The organism is Streptomyces sp. NPDC002730 (assembly GCF_042888805.1).
GTDB lineage: Bacteria > Actinomycetota > Actinomycetes > Streptomycetales > Streptomycetaceae > Streptomyces.
Genome location: NZ_JBIAQG010000002.1, coordinates 582,901 through 598,432, shown reverse-complemented (window position 1 = coordinate 598,432; position 15,532 = coordinate 582,901). Strand labels below are relative to the sequence as shown.

12 protein-coding genes are annotated in these 15,532 nt (G+C 70.3%); 7 read left to right on the top strand and 5 right to left on the bottom strand.

Annotated features, from left to right (window positions below):
• The first annotated feature begins 10 nt into the window (after nucleotides 1-10).
• From ACFYXH_RS07585 to galE, 3 genes are all read left to right on the top strand, one after another.
• Complete coding sequence (locus ACFYXH_RS07585) at nucleotides 11-1,639, top strand: glycosyltransferase family 2 protein (RefSeq protein ID WP_385308301.1); 1,629 nt, start codon at nucleotides 11-13, stop codon at nucleotides 1,637-1,639.
• Nucleotides 1,636-2,919 (top strand): nucleotide sugar dehydrogenase, encoded by a 1,284-nt coding sequence (locus tag ACFYXH_RS07580; RefSeq protein WP_389561179.1) that lies wholly within the window; start codon nucleotides 1,636-1,638, stop codon nucleotides 2,917-2,919. Before ACFYXH_RS07585 ends, ACFYXH_RS07580 begins: the two co-directional genes overlap by 4 nt.
• Nucleotides 2,920-3,056: 137 nt before the next feature.
• Nucleotides 3,057-4,037 carry a UDP-glucose 4-epimerase GalE gene (galE, locus tag ACFYXH_RS07575; protein ID WP_389561178.1) on the top strand — a complete coding sequence of 327 codons (981 nt, stop codon included), beginning with the start codon at nucleotides 3,057-3,059 and terminating at the stop codon, nucleotides 4,035-4,037.
• A 149-nt stretch (nucleotides 4,038-4,186) separates the two neighbouring features.
• On the opposite strand, the gene ACFYXH_RS07570 is transcribed toward galE, so the two are convergent.
• The 3 genes from ACFYXH_RS07570 to wecB form a co-directional block, all read right to left on the bottom strand.
• On the bottom strand, nucleotides 4,187-6,328 hold the full coding sequence (locus ACFYXH_RS07570) for a glycosyltransferase family 1 protein (RefSeq protein WP_389561177.1): 2,142 nt from the start codon (nucleotides 6,326-6,328) through the stop codon (nucleotides 4,187-4,189).
• On the bottom strand, nucleotides 6,325-7,680 hold the full coding sequence (locus ACFYXH_RS07565) for a glycosyltransferase (protein ID WP_389561176.1): 1,356 nt from the start codon (nucleotides 7,678-7,680) through the stop codon (nucleotides 6,325-6,327). Before ACFYXH_RS07565 ends, ACFYXH_RS07570 begins: the two co-directional genes overlap by 4 nt.
• 167 nt (nucleotides 7,681-7,847) lie before the next feature.
• A complete protein-coding gene (gene wecB, locus ACFYXH_RS07560) occupies nucleotides 7,848-8,951 on the bottom strand; it encodes a non-hydrolyzing UDP-N-acetylglucosamine 2-epimerase (RefSeq protein WP_362681015.1) in 1,104 nt (367 codons plus the stop codon).
• Between the two features lie 466 nt (nucleotides 8,952-9,417).
• Between wecB and ACFYXH_RS07555 the strand changes: the two genes are divergently transcribed.
• Nucleotides 9,418-10,476, top strand: coding sequence for a hypothetical protein (locus tag ACFYXH_RS07555; RefSeq protein ID WP_389561175.1), 1,059 nt, complete (start codon nucleotides 9,418-9,420; stop codon nucleotides 10,474-10,476).
• Between the two features lie 92 nt (nucleotides 10,477-10,568).
• Here the strand turns inward: ACFYXH_RS07555 and ACFYXH_RS07550 are convergent, their stop codons facing one another.
• The gene (locus ACFYXH_RS07550) at nucleotides 10,569-11,171 is read right to left on the bottom strand and encodes an acyltransferase (RefSeq protein ID WP_327323580.1); all 603 of its coding nucleotides are present in this window, start codon (nucleotides 11,169-11,171) and stop codon (nucleotides 10,569-10,571) included.
• A gap of 55 nt (nucleotides 11,172-11,226) precedes the next feature.
• Nucleotides 11,227-13,071, bottom strand: coding sequence for a hypothetical protein (locus ACFYXH_RS07545; RefSeq protein ID WP_389561174.1), 1,845 nt, complete (start codon nucleotides 13,069-13,071; stop codon nucleotides 11,227-11,229).
• Between the two features lie 310 nt (nucleotides 13,072-13,381).
• Between ACFYXH_RS07545 and rplU the strand changes: the two genes are divergently transcribed.
• The 3 genes from rplU to obgE all read left to right on the top strand — a co-directional run bounded on the left by rplU (nucleotide 13,382) and on the right by obgE (nucleotide 15,530).
• On the top strand, nucleotides 13,382-13,702 hold the full coding sequence (gene rplU, locus ACFYXH_RS07540) for a 50S ribosomal protein L21 (RefSeq protein ID WP_108148675.1): 321 nt from the start codon (nucleotides 13,382-13,384) through the stop codon (nucleotides 13,700-13,702).
• Between the two features lie 14 nt (nucleotides 13,703-13,716).
• Nucleotides 13,717-13,974, top strand: coding sequence for a 50S ribosomal protein L27 (rpmA, locus tag ACFYXH_RS07535; protein ID WP_327323578.1), 258 nt, complete (start codon nucleotides 13,717-13,719; stop codon nucleotides 13,972-13,974).
• 119 nt (nucleotides 13,975-14,093) lie between these two features.
• Entirely contained in the window at nucleotides 14,094-15,530 is a 1,437-nt protein-coding gene (obgE, locus tag ACFYXH_RS07530) for a GTPase ObgE (protein WP_389561173.1), read from the top strand.
• Nucleotides 15,531-15,532: the final 2 nt, after the last annotated feature.

The window sequence follows — 15,532 nt, the reverse complement described above, 5'->3', positions numbered from 1 at the left end:
GCGAGGAGCCTTGACCAGTCCTGATGTCACCGTCGTCGTCGCCGTGTACAACACGATGCCGTATCTGACGGAATGCCTTAACTCCCTTGTCGGGCAGAGCATTGGCCTGGACAGGCTCGAGATCGTGGCCGTCGACGACGGTTCCACGGACGACAGCGGAGCGGAGCTCGACCGCTTCGCCAAGAAGTACCCGGACACCGTCAAGGTGATACACCAGGCGAACTCCGGTGGCCCGGCCGCGCCCAGCAACAGGGCGCTGGACGTGGCCACCGGACGTTACGTCTACTTCATCGGCTCCGACGACTACCTCGGCAAAGAGGCGTTGGAGCGGATGGTGGCCTGTGCCGAGAAGCACGAATCCGACGTCGTGGTCGGCAAGATGGTCGGCACCAACGGCCGCTATGTCCATCAGGCGCTCTTCAAGAAGAGCGACCCGGACGTCAGCCTCTACGACTCGGCACTGCCGTTCACGCTGGCCAACACCAAGCTCTTCCGCCGTGAGCTGGTGGAGAAGTACCACCTGCGCTTCCCCGAGGACCTGCCGGTCGGCAGCGACCAGCCGTTCACCGTCGAGGCGTGTGTCCGGGCCCGGAAGATCTCGGTGCTCGCGGACTACACGTACTACTACGCGGTCAAGCGCGGGGACGCGAGCAACATCACCTACCGGGCGAATCATCTCGCCCGGCTCGGCTGCACCGCGAAGATCCTCAAGCACGCGGCCGGACTGATCGAGGCGGGACCGCAGCGGGACTTCGTCTTCAAGCGCCACTTCACCTGGGAGCTGTCCAAGCTCATCCAGGGCGACTTCCCGGCGCTCGACCCGCAGACCAGGCGCGAGGTGTGCGCCGGTATCGCCGATCTGGCCGACGAGTACCTCACGGACGGTCTGAGCGACTCGCTGCCGGTCATGCGACGGGTCAGGCTCGCCCTGGCCCGGCGCGGCGCGGTGGACGAGCTCGTCGCGGCGATCGTGGCGGAGGAGGAGAACGGCGCACCGCCGTTCCACCTGGAGGACGACAGGGCCTTCGCGCTCTACCCGGGCTTCAGGGACCCCGCGATGGATCTCCCCGACCGGGTCTTCGAGGTGGTCGGGGAATCGGTGCCCGGCCGGCTCTCGGCCCGGACCGAGCTGGTCTCGGCCGAGTGGGAGCAGAACGGCGACGATCTGTCCCTGGCCCTGGCGGTACGGACCGGGCTCACCGGTGACACCGACTCGGCCGTCGTCCGGCTCGTCCAGGGCGCGATGCCCAAGAGCGCGGACAAGGCCGGCGCCCGCAGGCTGCCCGCCGGCCATGAACTCCCCGCACCCGTGGGGGAGTTCACTCAGGAAGTCACTGCTGACGGCGCCGGCACGGTCGTCCGTGCGCGGATTCCGATCCAGCCCCGCCAGGCTTCGCTCGGCGTGCGCCTCTATGTGGATGTCGCAGGCTGGACGTACGAGATCCCGGTGCGCGGCAAGGATCTGCCGATGCCGCTCGCCCGGCGCTGGCGCAGTGGCACCCCGTATCGAGTGGCGGCGCGCGTGAATCCCAAGGGCCGGATGGTCATCCAGACCGGTCTGCTGTTCCCGCCCGCGCAAAGATGGTGGTCGCGTGTGCGACCCCTGCTGGTCCGGTTGAAGAGGAAAGTAACCCGATGAATATCTGTGTAGTCGCGCTCGGCAAGATCGGGCTTCCGCTCGCCGTGCAGTTCGCCGCCAAGGGCCACCGGGTGATCGGCGCCGACGTCAACGAGAAGGTCGTCGAGCTGGTCAACGCCGGCACCGAGCCCTTCCCCGGCGAGCACGACCTCGACCGCCTGCTCAAGGAGACCGTCGGCGCCGGGCTGCTGTCCGCGACCACCGACACCGCGGCCGCCGTCGCCGAGTCCGACGCCGTCGTGGTCGTGGTCCCGCTGTTCGTGGACGCCGAGGGCGTGCCGGACTTCGGCTGGATGGACTCCGCGACCAAGGCGATCGCCGCCGGCCTCAAGCCCGGCACCCTCGTCTCGTACGAGACCACCCTGCCGGTCGGCACCACCCGCACCCGCTGGGCCCCGATGCTGGAGCAGGGCTCCGGCCTCACCGCGGGCAAGGACTTCCACCTGGTGTTCTCGCCGGAGCGCGTCCTCACCGGCCGTGTCTTCGCCGACCTGCGCCGCTACCCCAAGCTCGTCGGCGGCATCGACGAGGCCTCGACGCAGCGCGGTGTGGCGTTCTACGAGCAGGTGCTCGACTTCGACGAGCGCGCGGACCTGGCGCAGCCGAACGGCGTCTGGGACCTGGGCACCGCCGAGGCTTCGGAGCTGGCGAAGCTCGCCGAGACCACCTACCGCGACGTCAACATCGGCCTGGCGAACCAGTTCGCCCGCTTCGCCGACAAGAACGACATCGACGTCAAGAAGGTCATCGAGGCCTGCAACTCGCAGCCGTACAGCCACATCCACCAGCCCGGTATCGCGGTCGGCGGCCACTGCATCCCGATCTACCCGCGGATGTACCTGTGGAACGACCCGGAGGCCACCGTCGTGCGCTCGGCGCGCGAGGCGAACGCCGCCATGCCGGAGTACGCCGTCGACCTGCTGGCCGCCGCCTACGGCGACCTGGACGGCGTGGGCGTGCTGGTGCTCGGCGCCGCCTACCGCGGCGGCGTGAAGGAGACGGCCTTCTCCGGCGTCTTCCCGACCGTCGAGGCGCTCAAGGCGCGCGGGGCCGTCCCCTTCGTGTCGGACCCGATGTACACCTCCGAGGAGCTGGCCGCGCACGACCTCACTCCGCACGAGGGCCAGGTCGTCACCGCCGCGATCCTGCAGGCCGACCACGCCGAGTACCGCGAGCTGGCCGCCACCGACCTGCCGGACGTCCGCGTCCTGGTCGACGGCCGGCGCACCACCGACCCGGCGCGCTGGGAAGGCGTCCGCCGCGTCGTCATCGGCGGCTGACGCTGCCACCGCGCCTGAACCGGCGCCGCTCCCGCGGAGGCTCTCGCGGGGGTTGCTCAATTGATGGCTGATCTACGAGACGAAGGCCCTGCCCCGCGTAGTTGGTGGGGCAGGGCTGAGTTGCAGAGGGTTTCCCCATGACCTGGTTGATTACTGGCGGCGCCGGATACATCGGCTCGCACGTGGTGAAGGCGATGACCGACGGCGGCGAGCGTGTCGTCGTCCTCGACGACCTCAGCACGGGCAGCACCGAGCGGCTGTCCGCCGGAGTCCCGCTGGAGGTGGGCTCGGTACTCGACCGTGAGCTGGTCGACCGCGTCCTGCGCGAGCACTCCGTCACCGGCATCGTGCACCTCGCGGGCAAGAAGCAGGTCGGCGAGTCCGTCGCGCTGCCGCTGCACTACTACTACGAGAACGTCGAGGGGCTGCGGACCGTTCTGGCCGCGGCCGCCGACGCCGGTGTGCGCCGGTTCCTGTTCTCCTCCTCCGCCTCGGTCTACGGCATGCCCGATGTCGACCTGGTCACCGAGCAGACGCCGTGTCTGCCGATGAGCCCGTACGGCGAGACCAAGCTGGCCGGGGAGTGGCTGGTCACAGCCGTCGGCAAGGCACACGGTATGGCGACGGCCTCGCTGCGCTACTTCAACGTCGCGGGCGCCGCCTCGCCCGAACTCGGTGACGACGGCATCTTCAATCTGGTGCCGATGGTCTTCGAGCGCCTCACGGCGGGCGAGTCGCCGCGTATCTTCGGCGACGACTACCAGACGCCCGACGGCACCTGCATCCGCGACTACATCCATGTCGAGGACATCGCCTCCGCCCATGTAGCGGCGGCGCGGCGGCTCGCCGAGGACGCCTCGGCCTCGCTGATCCTCAACATCGGCCGCGGCGAAGGCGTTTCGGTCGCCGAGATGGTCACCACCATCCAGGACGTCACCGGACGGGACGACCTCAAACCGGTGGTCACCGAGCGCCGTCCCGGCGACCCGGCACGGGTCGTGGCGGCGGCCGACCGGATCCGTGAGGAGCTGGGCTGGCAGGCGCGCCACGACGTGCGCGCGATGGTCACATCGGCTTGGGCGGGCTGGTGCCTGCGCCACCCGGAGGCGCGCGGCTGAGCAGGATCCACCGCGCAGATCGGCCGCGCAGGTCCACCGCGTAGATCGCCGCGCAGATTCACCGCGTAGATCCCCGCGCAGATTCACTGCCTGTACGAAGGAAGGGCCCCCGGGAATCCCGGGGGCCCTTCCTTCGTACGCGCGCTGTCCTACTCGCCGAGCAGCAGCTTGTCGAAGCGCCGGCTCACCACGGGCCAGTCCCACGCGGAGAGCGCATGCTCGGAGGCGAGCTTGCCCGCGTTCCGCCAGCTCTCCTCGGTCGCGGTGGTCTCGAGAATGCGCTTCGCGGCCTCCTCGGGAGAGCCGACGACCCAGCCCTCCGGGTAGAGCGTACGGGCGCTGTGCTCGCGCCCGGCGTAGAACGGCCAGTCGCGGACGACGGGGACGGCGGCGCTCGCCGCGCCCTCCATCAGTCCGACGTGGCAGCCCTCACGCACCGAGGAGCTGAGGATCGTGCCGATCTCGGTGAGCGCGGACGGCACATCGTCGGTCGGCCCGAGACGTACCACCGCACCGGACTCCTCCAGCGGCGCCAGCTGCTTCTCGAACTCCGCGAGGTAGTCCTTGGTGGCGCGGCTGGTCTTGCGGTCCATGTCGCTGCCGACCAGCAGCAGCCGGTAACGCTCGTCCGCCTTGCGCACCCGCTGCAGTACGTCGATGGCCCACAGCGGGTCCTTCGCGACCTGCGAGATACCGATGAGCCCGAGGTTGAAGCGGGCGTCGGCCGGCTTCGCGCGGTTGAAGGCGCTCAGGTCCATGGCGTTGTCGAGCATGTGCGTACGCGGCGCCTGCGGACCGCGCAGCTGCGGAACCAGCGAGGTCGTCAGGTCCTGCACATGGTCCGCGACGTACACGAGGTCGTCCACACGCGAGAAGTCGACCAGGTGCGGCCAGCGGGTGAAGGCCTCGTAGCTGTGCAGCCGGACGACGATCCGGGTGTCGCCCGGGTCGATCGTCGTGAGCATCACGGCCGGTGCCACACACCAGTCGAGGAACACCGTGTCGGCCCAGTCCAGATGGGGCCGCATGAGCGTCTCGACCTGCTCCGCGTAGAGGGCGTCGCCCCCGAGACGGTTCTCTATCATCCGCCGGCCGGCCCACGAGAGGCGCTTCATGGCCGGGCTGGCCGCCAGGTCCAGGTAACGGACCTCGACGCCCTGGTGGGCCTCGTAGTGGGACAGGATCAGCTTCAGGAAGTTGTCGTTGGCGCTCGTGGTGACCAGCAGTCGCAGCGGCCGGTCGGCCGGTGGCGTGGCGGCGGGAGTCTTCCTGCCGCGCGGCTCCACGATCTTCTTCATGACCGCCGAGCGGTGCACCGGCGCGGAGAAGGCCTCGGGGTCGGCGGCCAGCGGAGAGCTCAACTGGTCGATGTGGACGACCCGGTGGAAACCGAGAACGAGCGCACGGTCCAGCGTGGACGCCGCCGCAGCCGGGTCACCGGCCTTGTAGTACTCGTCGGCGGAGGCCAGCAGCTCGTTGACCGTACGGTCCAGAGCACGCGGTGCGATGCCCTTGTTGAGCTCGGTCTTGACCGCCTCGTCGAGCAGCCCGGTCCTGATCTTCCGGTCCGAGATGCGCCCCGCGGCGGTGGTCAGCGCGAGTGTCGCGCCACCGGGCCGGCCGGCCCAGCGCATGCCCTCCGCCACCTGGCGGGACAGCGCGGCCCGCACCTTGGCGGGCACACCGGGCGCGCCGAGAGCGGTGCGCCACAGCCGGGCGCCGACGGAGCTGCGCATCACGGGGCGTGCGGTGGCCGTACGCAGCATGGTCTGGGGCAGCGCCCTGGCCTGGCGGCGTACATCGCTGGCGAGCAGCGCCGGCGGCGGCACGAGTGCCCTCCGCCTGGTCGCAACCGCGGCCGGACGGCCCGGTACACGCGGATTCTCCAGGGCCCGGAGAGCCGGCGCGATACCGAAGGAGGCACCGGCGCCGGTGTTGTACTGGGCCAGCCGCCAGACCGTGTACACGGCGTTCGCGTCGAGCGCGACGAGCTGCTGCGCGCCCAGACCGTGCCGGCGCAGCCAGACGTTGCGACGGCTCTGGACCCACAGCCGTCGGCTGTGCGGCACCTTCTTCAGCTTGCGCCGCGTGGCGGTGCTCAGATGCCCTATTCCGTAGGGCAGTTGGTGATACCCGTCCAGCTCGAGCCGGTCGAGTTCCTCCTGGCAGCCCTTTGCGTCGAAGGCACAGGCCAGGTAGACGCTGGCGCCGAGAGCGCGGAACTTCTGCACCGCACCGGCCAGCACGCCGAGCTGCGGCTGGGAGGCGGCGACAAGCAGCACATCGGTCACGGGGTGGGACCTCCGGCGACGATCGACTTCGGGGAGCGGTTGTCCACATCCGCGGTTCCGGCGGACTGGGAGATGGTGGCTCCGGGAAGCGCGGCAGGCCCGCCGTGGTCCGCCGCGAGCCGGTTGACCAGGTTCTTCACGGCGACGGACATCAGCGCCTCGCGGGTGAACTGGTCGGCGTGCGCCATCGCTTCCGCGTGCACCTCGTCGCTCGTCTCGACGGCCATGTGCGCCGCCCTGACGAAGGACTCCGCCAGGCCCTCCTCGTCGAGACCCACGGCGCCGGTCCACAGGGGGTGACCCTGCAGGACGTTCGAGGCGTCGTGCTCGACGACGTGCGCCGAGACGATCGGCAGGCCGGTGGCCATGTACTCGTAGACCTTGCCGGAGGTCACATAGCGACCGCCGATCAGGATGAGCACCATCGCGTCCCAGCGGGCGTAGATGGAGGAGACCTCGGCCTTGGCGGCGGGCCCCCCGAAGGAGACGCCGTCGGCCTCGGCCTGCTTGAGCATCTCGGAGTGCTTGTTGGCCTCGCGGCCCGCTCCGTTGCCGATGTGGCCGCGTACCTCGAAGCGTGCGTTGGCGAGCAGCGGCTCCCGCTCACGGGCGGCACGCCAGGCGTTGAGCACCGTTTCCAGGTGCGCGGGCGTGAAGTTGACCGTGCCCAGGTAACCGAAGACAAGACCGGACTCGGGGTCCGGGTTGTGCGCCCGGCCGGGCGAGCTGTCGGCGTCGTAACCGTTGCGTACGACCTCGACGCGGGAGGCGATCTCCGGGTAGCGGGCGCGGTAGTGGTCGGCGATCGGGTCGTTCACGACCCACAGCGAGACCGCGTTGTCGAGGACCTTCTGCTCCCAGTGGCCCAGCTCCGAGTCCTTGGTGAAGGCCTCGATGCCGGTGATCACGTCGATGGACCAGCCGTCGCGGAAGTCCACCGCGTACGGAACGCGGGCCTCTTCCCAGAGCTTCCAGGCCGCAGCGAGGTTCACATACGGAACGCAGCTGGCCACGAGCAGGTCCGCCGGGTGCTCCTGGTGAATGTCGAGCACGGCCTGCTCGAGCGCGCCGCGCCACTCGCCGAAGTTCGGCTCGGGGAACGGCTTCTGCTGCCGCTTGCGCAGCTGCGTGACCCACTTGTTGGGGTTGAGCGCGCGCTCCTCCCCGTAGAGGCGGATGTCCGTTTCCAGGTCCTCGCGGGAAAGCGGCAGCTCGACGATCTTCACCCGGGGGTCGACCTGCTCGAGGAGCGTGAGGTCAACGCCCGAGTCCCGCTCCCAGGACTCCTGGGCGATGTTGACGACGGTGACATCCCAGCCCGCGTTGCAGAACTGGTTCGCCGTCTCGCGCATACGGTATGCGCTGCTCTTCGCAGCCGGCGGGAAGCCGATGGCGAGATAGATGACATGAGGCCGAGTGCTTTCTGAGGGCAGCCCGGACCTGGGAGACGCTGACATAAACGGTGACGCTAGCACGGTGACATGTACGGATTCGGGCCCCCTGTGAAGCCCTGTGTCCGTCACGCGCGCCGGCTGCCCCCCTTCCACTGTTCCATGATCCGGACAACATTCTGCGCGGCTCGTCCGTCGCCGTACGGCGTACCCGGGTCGGCCGTCGGAACCGCGCGGGTGACGGTGGCGGCCCACTCGTCGGCGGAGAGCTCGTGCGGGTCGGGAACCAAGACGTTCCAACCGGTGTCGACGGTTTCCACCCACTCGGTCTCGGGGCGGATCGTGGTGGTGATCCGCTCCAGGAGGAAGGCTTCCTTCTGGAGACCGCCGGAGTCGGTGACGACACCGGTCGAGGCCAGGACCGCGGCGACCAGACCGGCGTACGGCAGCGGGCGGCCGACGTGCACCGAGCCCTGCGCGAGGTCGATGCCGTGCTGCTCGGCGCGCGCGACCAGGCGCGGGTGCGCGAGCAGCGCCACCGGCACCGGCAGCTTGGCCAGCGAGCCGATGATCGCGGCGAGGCGCTCGGGGTCGTCGGTGTTGTCGGGCCGGTGCAGGGTCGCCAGCAGGAACGGCTTCGAGGGGTCGATGCCCTCGGGCAGCGCGGGCGCCGCGTGCTCGCCGGCGAGGACCGCGTCGCGGATGCGCAGGCAGATGTCGACCATGACGTCACCGGCGAGTACGGCGCGGTCCTTGAGGCCCTCGTCGGCGAGGTGGCGCATGGCCTCCTCGGTCGGGGCCAGCAGGACGTCGGCGCAGTGGTCGGTCAGCACGCGGTTGTGCTCCTCCGGCATACGCCGGTTGAAGGAGCGCAGGCCGGCCTCGAGGTGTGCGACCGGGAGGTGCATCTTCACGGCCGACAGCGCACCGGCGATCGTGGAGTTGGTGTCGCCGTAGACGAGGACCCAGTCCGGCTGCTCGCGTTCGAGGACCGGGTCGAGCGCGGTGAGCACCGAACCGGTCTGGACGCCGTGGCTGCCGGAGCCGACACCGAGGTGGACATCCGGGTCCGGGATGCCGAGTCCGTCGAAGAAGACGTCGGAGAGGTCGGCGTCGTAGTGCTGCCCGGTGTGCACGATGAAGTGCTCGTGCTCCGTCTCGGAGAACGCGGCCGCGATGGGTGCGAGCTTCACCAATTGAGGACGGGCACCGACGATGCTGATGACTTTCACTGAACACTCTTCTTCTGGGTCAGGTCACTGGCGGGGCGTGTCACGGTCTCATACTGCTGGCCGACACCCCGCGCGATCACGCCACAGCCGGTGCGGCGGGACAGCCCGGTGCGGCACACGCGCCCAGGGGTGCTCTACGCAATGGTAGGCAATCGCCGAGGTGAGCAGGCTCGCGGCCCGGCCGTCGCGCGGCAGTCGGTGCTTTCCGGCCCATCGTGAGGACGTCCCACCTGTGCGACGAGTACTCGGATAACGATTCTGTGAACGAGCCGTGGGGTGGTCGAGGGCTCCTGTGGGCTGTCCGCGCAGGGCGGCTGTCGTACTGCGGCTGTCGTACTATCGACGCGCAAGTTTCGCGGGGCGGTCACGGGAAAGTCGACGGTGTGCCATGGCGGTCTGGTCCGGACGGAAATCTGCGCGGCGTACGGATGCGCCGCCGAGTAGCAAGGCCGGCAGAACACCTCCCGTGGACACCTCCCTCGCCCCCACCGCCGGCTGGCTGCTGCGCGGCAAGGACGGCAGGCTCACCGCGTACGCCCCGGCCGCCGAAGGTGTGCTGCGCTGGACCGAGACCCGCCCCGGCGGCCCGGAGTGGTCCGCACCCGATCTGCTCCCCGCCCCCGGCGTACTGCCGTATCTCTGCCTCGCGCAGGGCGCCGACGGCTATGTCCACCTGGTGGGCCTGCGGCGCAAGCGTCTCGCGGACGGCCGGACCGGCACCGATGTGGTGTACGCCCTGCAGTACCAGTCGGGTCTGGCGATACGGGACTGGTATCCGCTCGGCAGCCCGTACCCGAACGACCCCGACCTCGCCGAGCAGATCGGCCTGCCGTCGGCAGTGGTGGACGCGGAAGGTTCACTGCACGTGTTCGTACGCAACGCGGGCGGCGGTGTCTGCGGACGCAGCCAGGTGCCTTCGGGCAAGTGGAACAAATGGGCCGACTTCAAGGGCAGCGGAGCATCCGGTACGGTCTCCGCCTCGATCACGGCCGACGGCCTGATGGAACTCCTCGCTCCCACGGCGGACCACATCATGCGCTGGAAGCAGCTGGAGGCGGGCGTCAAGTTCGAGCGCGCCGAGGACATCCCGGCCTCGGCCGCTGCCGACTCGCTCACCGCCGAGCGCACCGGCGGCAACCGGCTCACCCACTTCTGGCACGACGCCGGCGACCGCACGGTCCGCGCCTGGCGCGAGTCCGACAAGACGCCGGCCGCTCTCGGTGACGGTGCGGGCACCGGCCCGGTCGCCCTGCTGCGTACCCCGGTCGACGGCCACGACTGCACGATCCTCGCCCACCGTGACGCCGAGACCGGCCGCCCGGCCCTCGCCGCCTATCCGACGGAGGACGAGTCCAGCGGCGTCAGCTGGACCCTGACGGGCGAGCCGTGCGTGGGCGTGCCCGCGCTGGCGATCGACGCCAGGGGGCGGGTGGTGATGGCAGCGTTCGGTACGGACGGGACGCTGCGGGTGACCCGCCAGAAGGACGAGTCGGGGCTGGCCCTGGAGGCCTGGACCCGCGCCTAGGGGGACCGGGGTCCGGGGGGCCGTTCCGGCCCCGCTCAGGCGGAACCCGGAGTCCGGTTCGGCCGCCGGCAGGACCGGCGGCCGGAACGTTGTCAGACCGCCTGCTCGCCGAGGACGCCGTCCTTCTCGACGTACACCGCGCCGGTCTGCGGGCACTCCCAGACACCGGACTCGCCGGCCCGCTCCACCAGGCGGACACCGGACCGGCCGACCCAGCCGATCTGCCGGGCGGGCACACCGACGACCAGCGCGAAGTCCGGTACGTCCTTGGTGACGACGGCGCCCGCGGCGACCATGGACCAGCGTCCGATCCGTACCGGCGCCACGCACACGGAGCGCGCGCCGAGCGAGGCGCCCTCCGCGACCTTGACGCCCACGGCCTCCCAGTCGCCGCCGCGCTTCTGCTTGCCGTCCGGGTCGACGGAGCGCGGGTTGTGGTCGTTGGTGAGCACCACGGCGGGGCCGACGAAGACGCCGTCGCCGAGCTCCGCGGGCTCGTACACGAGGGCGTAGTTCTGCAGCTTGACGTTGTCGCCGATCTGCACGCCGGTGCCGACGTAGGCGCCGCGGCCGACGACGCAGCCCTCACCGAGCTTTGCGCCCTCGCGGATCTGGGCGAGCTCCCAGACGCTGCTCCCGGCGCCGATCTCGGCGGTCTCGTCGACCTGGGCGGTGGGCTGGACCCTGTAGTTCACTTCTCTGCCTTCCGGTGCGCGGCTTCGCCCGGCGAGCATACGGCCCGGAGCAGGCTCACCGGCTGTGAGCCCGTGCCTTCCGCAGCTGGGCCGCGAGGTAGAGCGCGGCGACCGTCGGGGCGATGGTGCGGTACCAGCCCACGTCCGGGGACCACCAGGCGTACACGGCCGCCGGGACGAAGAGCAGCAGGCCCAGAATTCGCAGGACCCACCAGCGGGCCGGGTGGCGGACCGGCAGGGCGGGGGAGCCCAGGTCGGTCGACATGGTGTCCCTGATCCCCTTGAACACCCCGCGGCGGGCGAGGAGTTGGGCTCCCGGCAGGCTCTCGAGGATCTCGTCGCGCTCGCCGAAGCCGTCCGGGACCGGCGGCAGCCCGAGCGCTGCCACCAGCTCGGACTGGCGCCGGGCCGGGCTGTCCGTGCCGCGCAGCAGCGTGACCAGCGGGCGCGGGTCGGGCACCGGGAAAACGGCGGCGATGGCCTGCGCGGTGGCGGTGGCCTCGGCGTGGTCGGTGACCGGGGCGGCCGGGTCCCACAGATGGGACGCGAGTGCCTTGCCCTTGTGGAACAGAGTGAAGCCGTAGCGGTCGGCGGTGCGGCGCAGGACCAGGGCGGGCCATTTCTCGCCGGTGGTGAAGTTGTCGGCGGCCGCCGTCAGCATCTCCTCGCCGGTCGCGAGGGTCGCGCGTCTGCCGGGGGAGGGGTCGGGGACGAGTTCGACGTAACTCATACGGGACGGGGACGGGGACGGGGCCGGGGCGATCCGGAGCGAGACACCGCACATCAGCGCCGCCTCGGCGACTTCGTGGGGCGGGGCCGCGGCTATCGCGAGCGAGCGCGGCGTGGGGACGGCGGGGCCTGCGGAGAGTGCCGCCGCCGCCGGCGTGGCGGGCTGCGGCGGGTGCCCGAAGAACGGGGTCTGCGACGCAACCTGCATCCGTACACCCAGACGGAACTCCAGGAACTCCTTGCGGCTCTCACCGACGTAGGCCCACGGGTACTCGCGCGCATGCACGCCGATCGCCCGAAAGACGTCGAGTGCCTCGGCCCAGCGCTCGGCGAAGATCAGCATGAGGGCGAGGTGATTGCGGAACCCGGCGGCCTCCGGGTCGCCGGGCGCGTACCAGCCGGAGAGCTCCAGGGCGCGGTCGATCGCCGCTTCGATCCGGGCGCGGACGATCGGGCCGTTCTCGGTGGAGTCGTCGGACACGACCTCGTACTCCACGGCGGCGAGCAGCGGCAGCGCGTGCAGCTTCGAGCCGGGCAGCGCACCTTCGGCGGCCTGCTCCGCGAAGGCGAACATCTCCTCGTGCGAGCCGTACCACTTGTCGCACAGATACTGCAGGGCGGTGGCGTGGCAGCCGTAGTGGTGCGGGGCGCGGGCGACGGCTTCCGCCCAGTACGCGTCGAACACATCGCGTGGCGCCTGGATGCCGCGTGCGTGCGTGAGAGCGACCTCCCACGGCACCGGGTCGGTGGGGTTCAGCTCGGCCGCGGCGGCGATCACCGGAATGGCATCGTCGAGGAGCGTGAAGAAGGCCCGGAACCGGTCCTCGGAGACATGCCTGGCGCGGTAGCCCGTACGTATCTCCCAGGCCTGCTGGATGCAGAGATCCGCCTTCACGAGCATCGCGTCGGGATCCTCGGGGGACTCGGCCAGCCACGCCTCCAGCCAGCCGGGGCTCCGCAGCGCGTGCTCGGCCAGTTCCGAGACGCAGACACTGCGCCGCTCCCACTGCGCGTCGAGGCGGGTCTCGGCGAGCAGCTCGCGGGCGGGACCGGCGTCGCCCGCCGCGGCCGCTGCCAGCGCGGCCCGCAGCGCGGGCTCGGCGACGGAATCGACGCTCACGGCCTCGTCCGGCGGCAGATCCGCGCCCACGGACGAGCCGTGACGGAGCATACGAGGCAGGGTGATCAGTGAACGAAAGGACACGAGCGCTCATTGAACAGGCAGGAACCGCCGCTTACCAAGGGGTTGCGGCAGGGGTAATGGCCGGGGCAATGGGAGCGCCGACCCCGGTTTGACCCCTTGCCCGGGCGCCCGTAACCTTGACCCTCGGCGTGTTTCCATACACAGCCACCCCTGAGCAACTCCCTCCCGCTGGTTCTGCCGGCCGGGAGAGGCCGCTCATCCTTCCGGATCGCCGCAGGCTTCGGCCTGTGCGAGCGGCTGGCATCAGGGGATCCGTTCCGAGCGAAAGAGAGTCCGCGTGTACGCCATCGTGCGCAGCGGTGGTCGCCAGCACAAGGTTGCTGTCGACGACATCGTTGAGGTTGACAAGATTCCCACCGCCAAGGTTGGCGACACGGTCGAGCTCTCGACCCTGCTCGTTGTCGACGGCGACGCTGTGACCAGCGACCCGTGGGTGCTGGCCGGTATCAAGGTCACGGCCGAGGTCGTGGACCACCACAAGGGCGCGAAGATCGACATCCTTCGCTACAAGAACAAGACCGGCTACCGCCGTCGCCAGGGTCACCGCCAGCAGTACACGGCGATCAAGGTCACCGGCATCCCCGCGGCTGCGAAGTAAGGGACTGAGGAGACATGGCACACAAGAAGGGCGCATCGTCCACTCGGAACGGGCGCGATTCCAATGCTCAGCGGCTCGGCGTGAAGCGCTTCGGCGGTCAGGTCGTTCTCGCCGGTGAGATCCTGGTCCGCCAGCGTGGCACCCACTTCCACCCGGGTTCGGGCGTCGGTCGCGGTGGCGACGACACCCTGTTCGCGCTGAACGCCGGTGCGGTGCAGTTCGGCACCCACCGCGGCCGCAAGGTCGTGAACATCGTTCCGGTCGCCGAGTAATTCGGTCGCTGTAGAGCGGTTTTCTTCGTGAGGCGGACCTCGCTTCCCGGCATCGGGAAGCGGGTCCGCCTTTCGCTTGTTACTAGATAGACATTCCGTACGTAACTGGAGGCACAACCATGACCACCTTCGTGGACCGCGTCGAGCTGCATGTCGCCGCGGGTAACGGAGGCCACGGCTGCGCCTCCGTTCACCGGGAGAAGTTCAAGCCGCTCGGCGGCCCCGACGGCGGCAACGGCGGCCGTGGCGGTGACGTCATCCTGGTCGTCGACCAGTCGGTGACCACGCTGCTCGACTACCACCACAGCCCGCACCGCAAGGCCACCAACGGCCAGCCCGGCGCCGGCGACAACCGCTCCGGCAAGGACGGCCAGGACCTGGTCCTGCCCGTGCCCGACGGCACCGTCGTCCTCGACAAGCAGGGCAATGTCCTCGCCGACCTGGTCGGCCAGGGCACCACCTTCGTCGCGGGCCAGGGCGGCCGCGGCGGCCTCGGCAACGCCGCGCTGGCCTCGGCACGCCGCAAGGCCCCCGGTTTCGCGCTGCTCGGCGAGCCGGGTGAGGCCCGTGACGTCGTCATGGAGCTCAAGACCGTCGCCGATGTGGCGCTGGTCGGTTACCCGAGCGCCGGTAAGTCGTCGCTGATCTCGGTGCTCAGCGCCGCCAAGCCGAAGATCGCGGACTACCCGTTCACGACGCTCGTACCGAACCTGGGCGTCGTCACCGCGGGCTCGACCGTCTACACCATCGCCGACGTCCCCGGCCTGATCCCGGGCGCCAGCCAGGGCAAGGGCCTCGGTCTGGAGTTCCTGCGCCATGTCGAGCGCTGCTCGGTGCTGGTGCACGTCCTGGACACCGCGACGCTCGAGTCCGACCGGGACCCGGTCTCCGACCTCGATGTGATCGAGGCCGAGCTCAGCCAGTACGGCGGTCTCGACGACCGGCCGCGGCTCGTCGTCCTCAACAAGATCGACATTCCGGACGGCCAGGACCTCGCGGACATGATCCGCCCGGAGCTCGAGGAGCGCGGCTACCAGGTCTTCGAGATCTCGGCGATCGCCCGCACGGGACTCAAGGAATTCTCCTTCGCGCTCGCCGGCATCATCGCCGAGGCGCGCGCGGCCAAGCCGGCGGAGGAGGCGACCCGGATCGTCATCCGCCCGAAGGCCGTCGACGACACGGGCTTCACCGTCACTCAGGAGGAGGACGGCATCTTCCGGGTGCGCGGCGAGAAGCCGGAGCGCTGGGTGCGCCAGACCGACTTCAGCAACGACGAGGCCGTCGGTTACCTCGCGGACCGCCTCAACCGCCTCGGTGTCGAGGACGCGTTGATGAAGGCCGGTGCCCGAGGCGGCGACGGCGTGGCCATCGGCCCCGAGGAGAACGCCGTCGTCTTCGACTGGGAGCCGACGATGATGGCGGGCGCGGAGATGCTCGGCCGCCGCGGTGAGGACCACCGTCTGGAGGCCCCGCGGCCTGCGGCGCAGCGTCGCCGGGACCGCGATGCGGAGCGGGACGAGTCGCAGCGTGAGTACGACGAGTTCGACCCGTTCTAGAC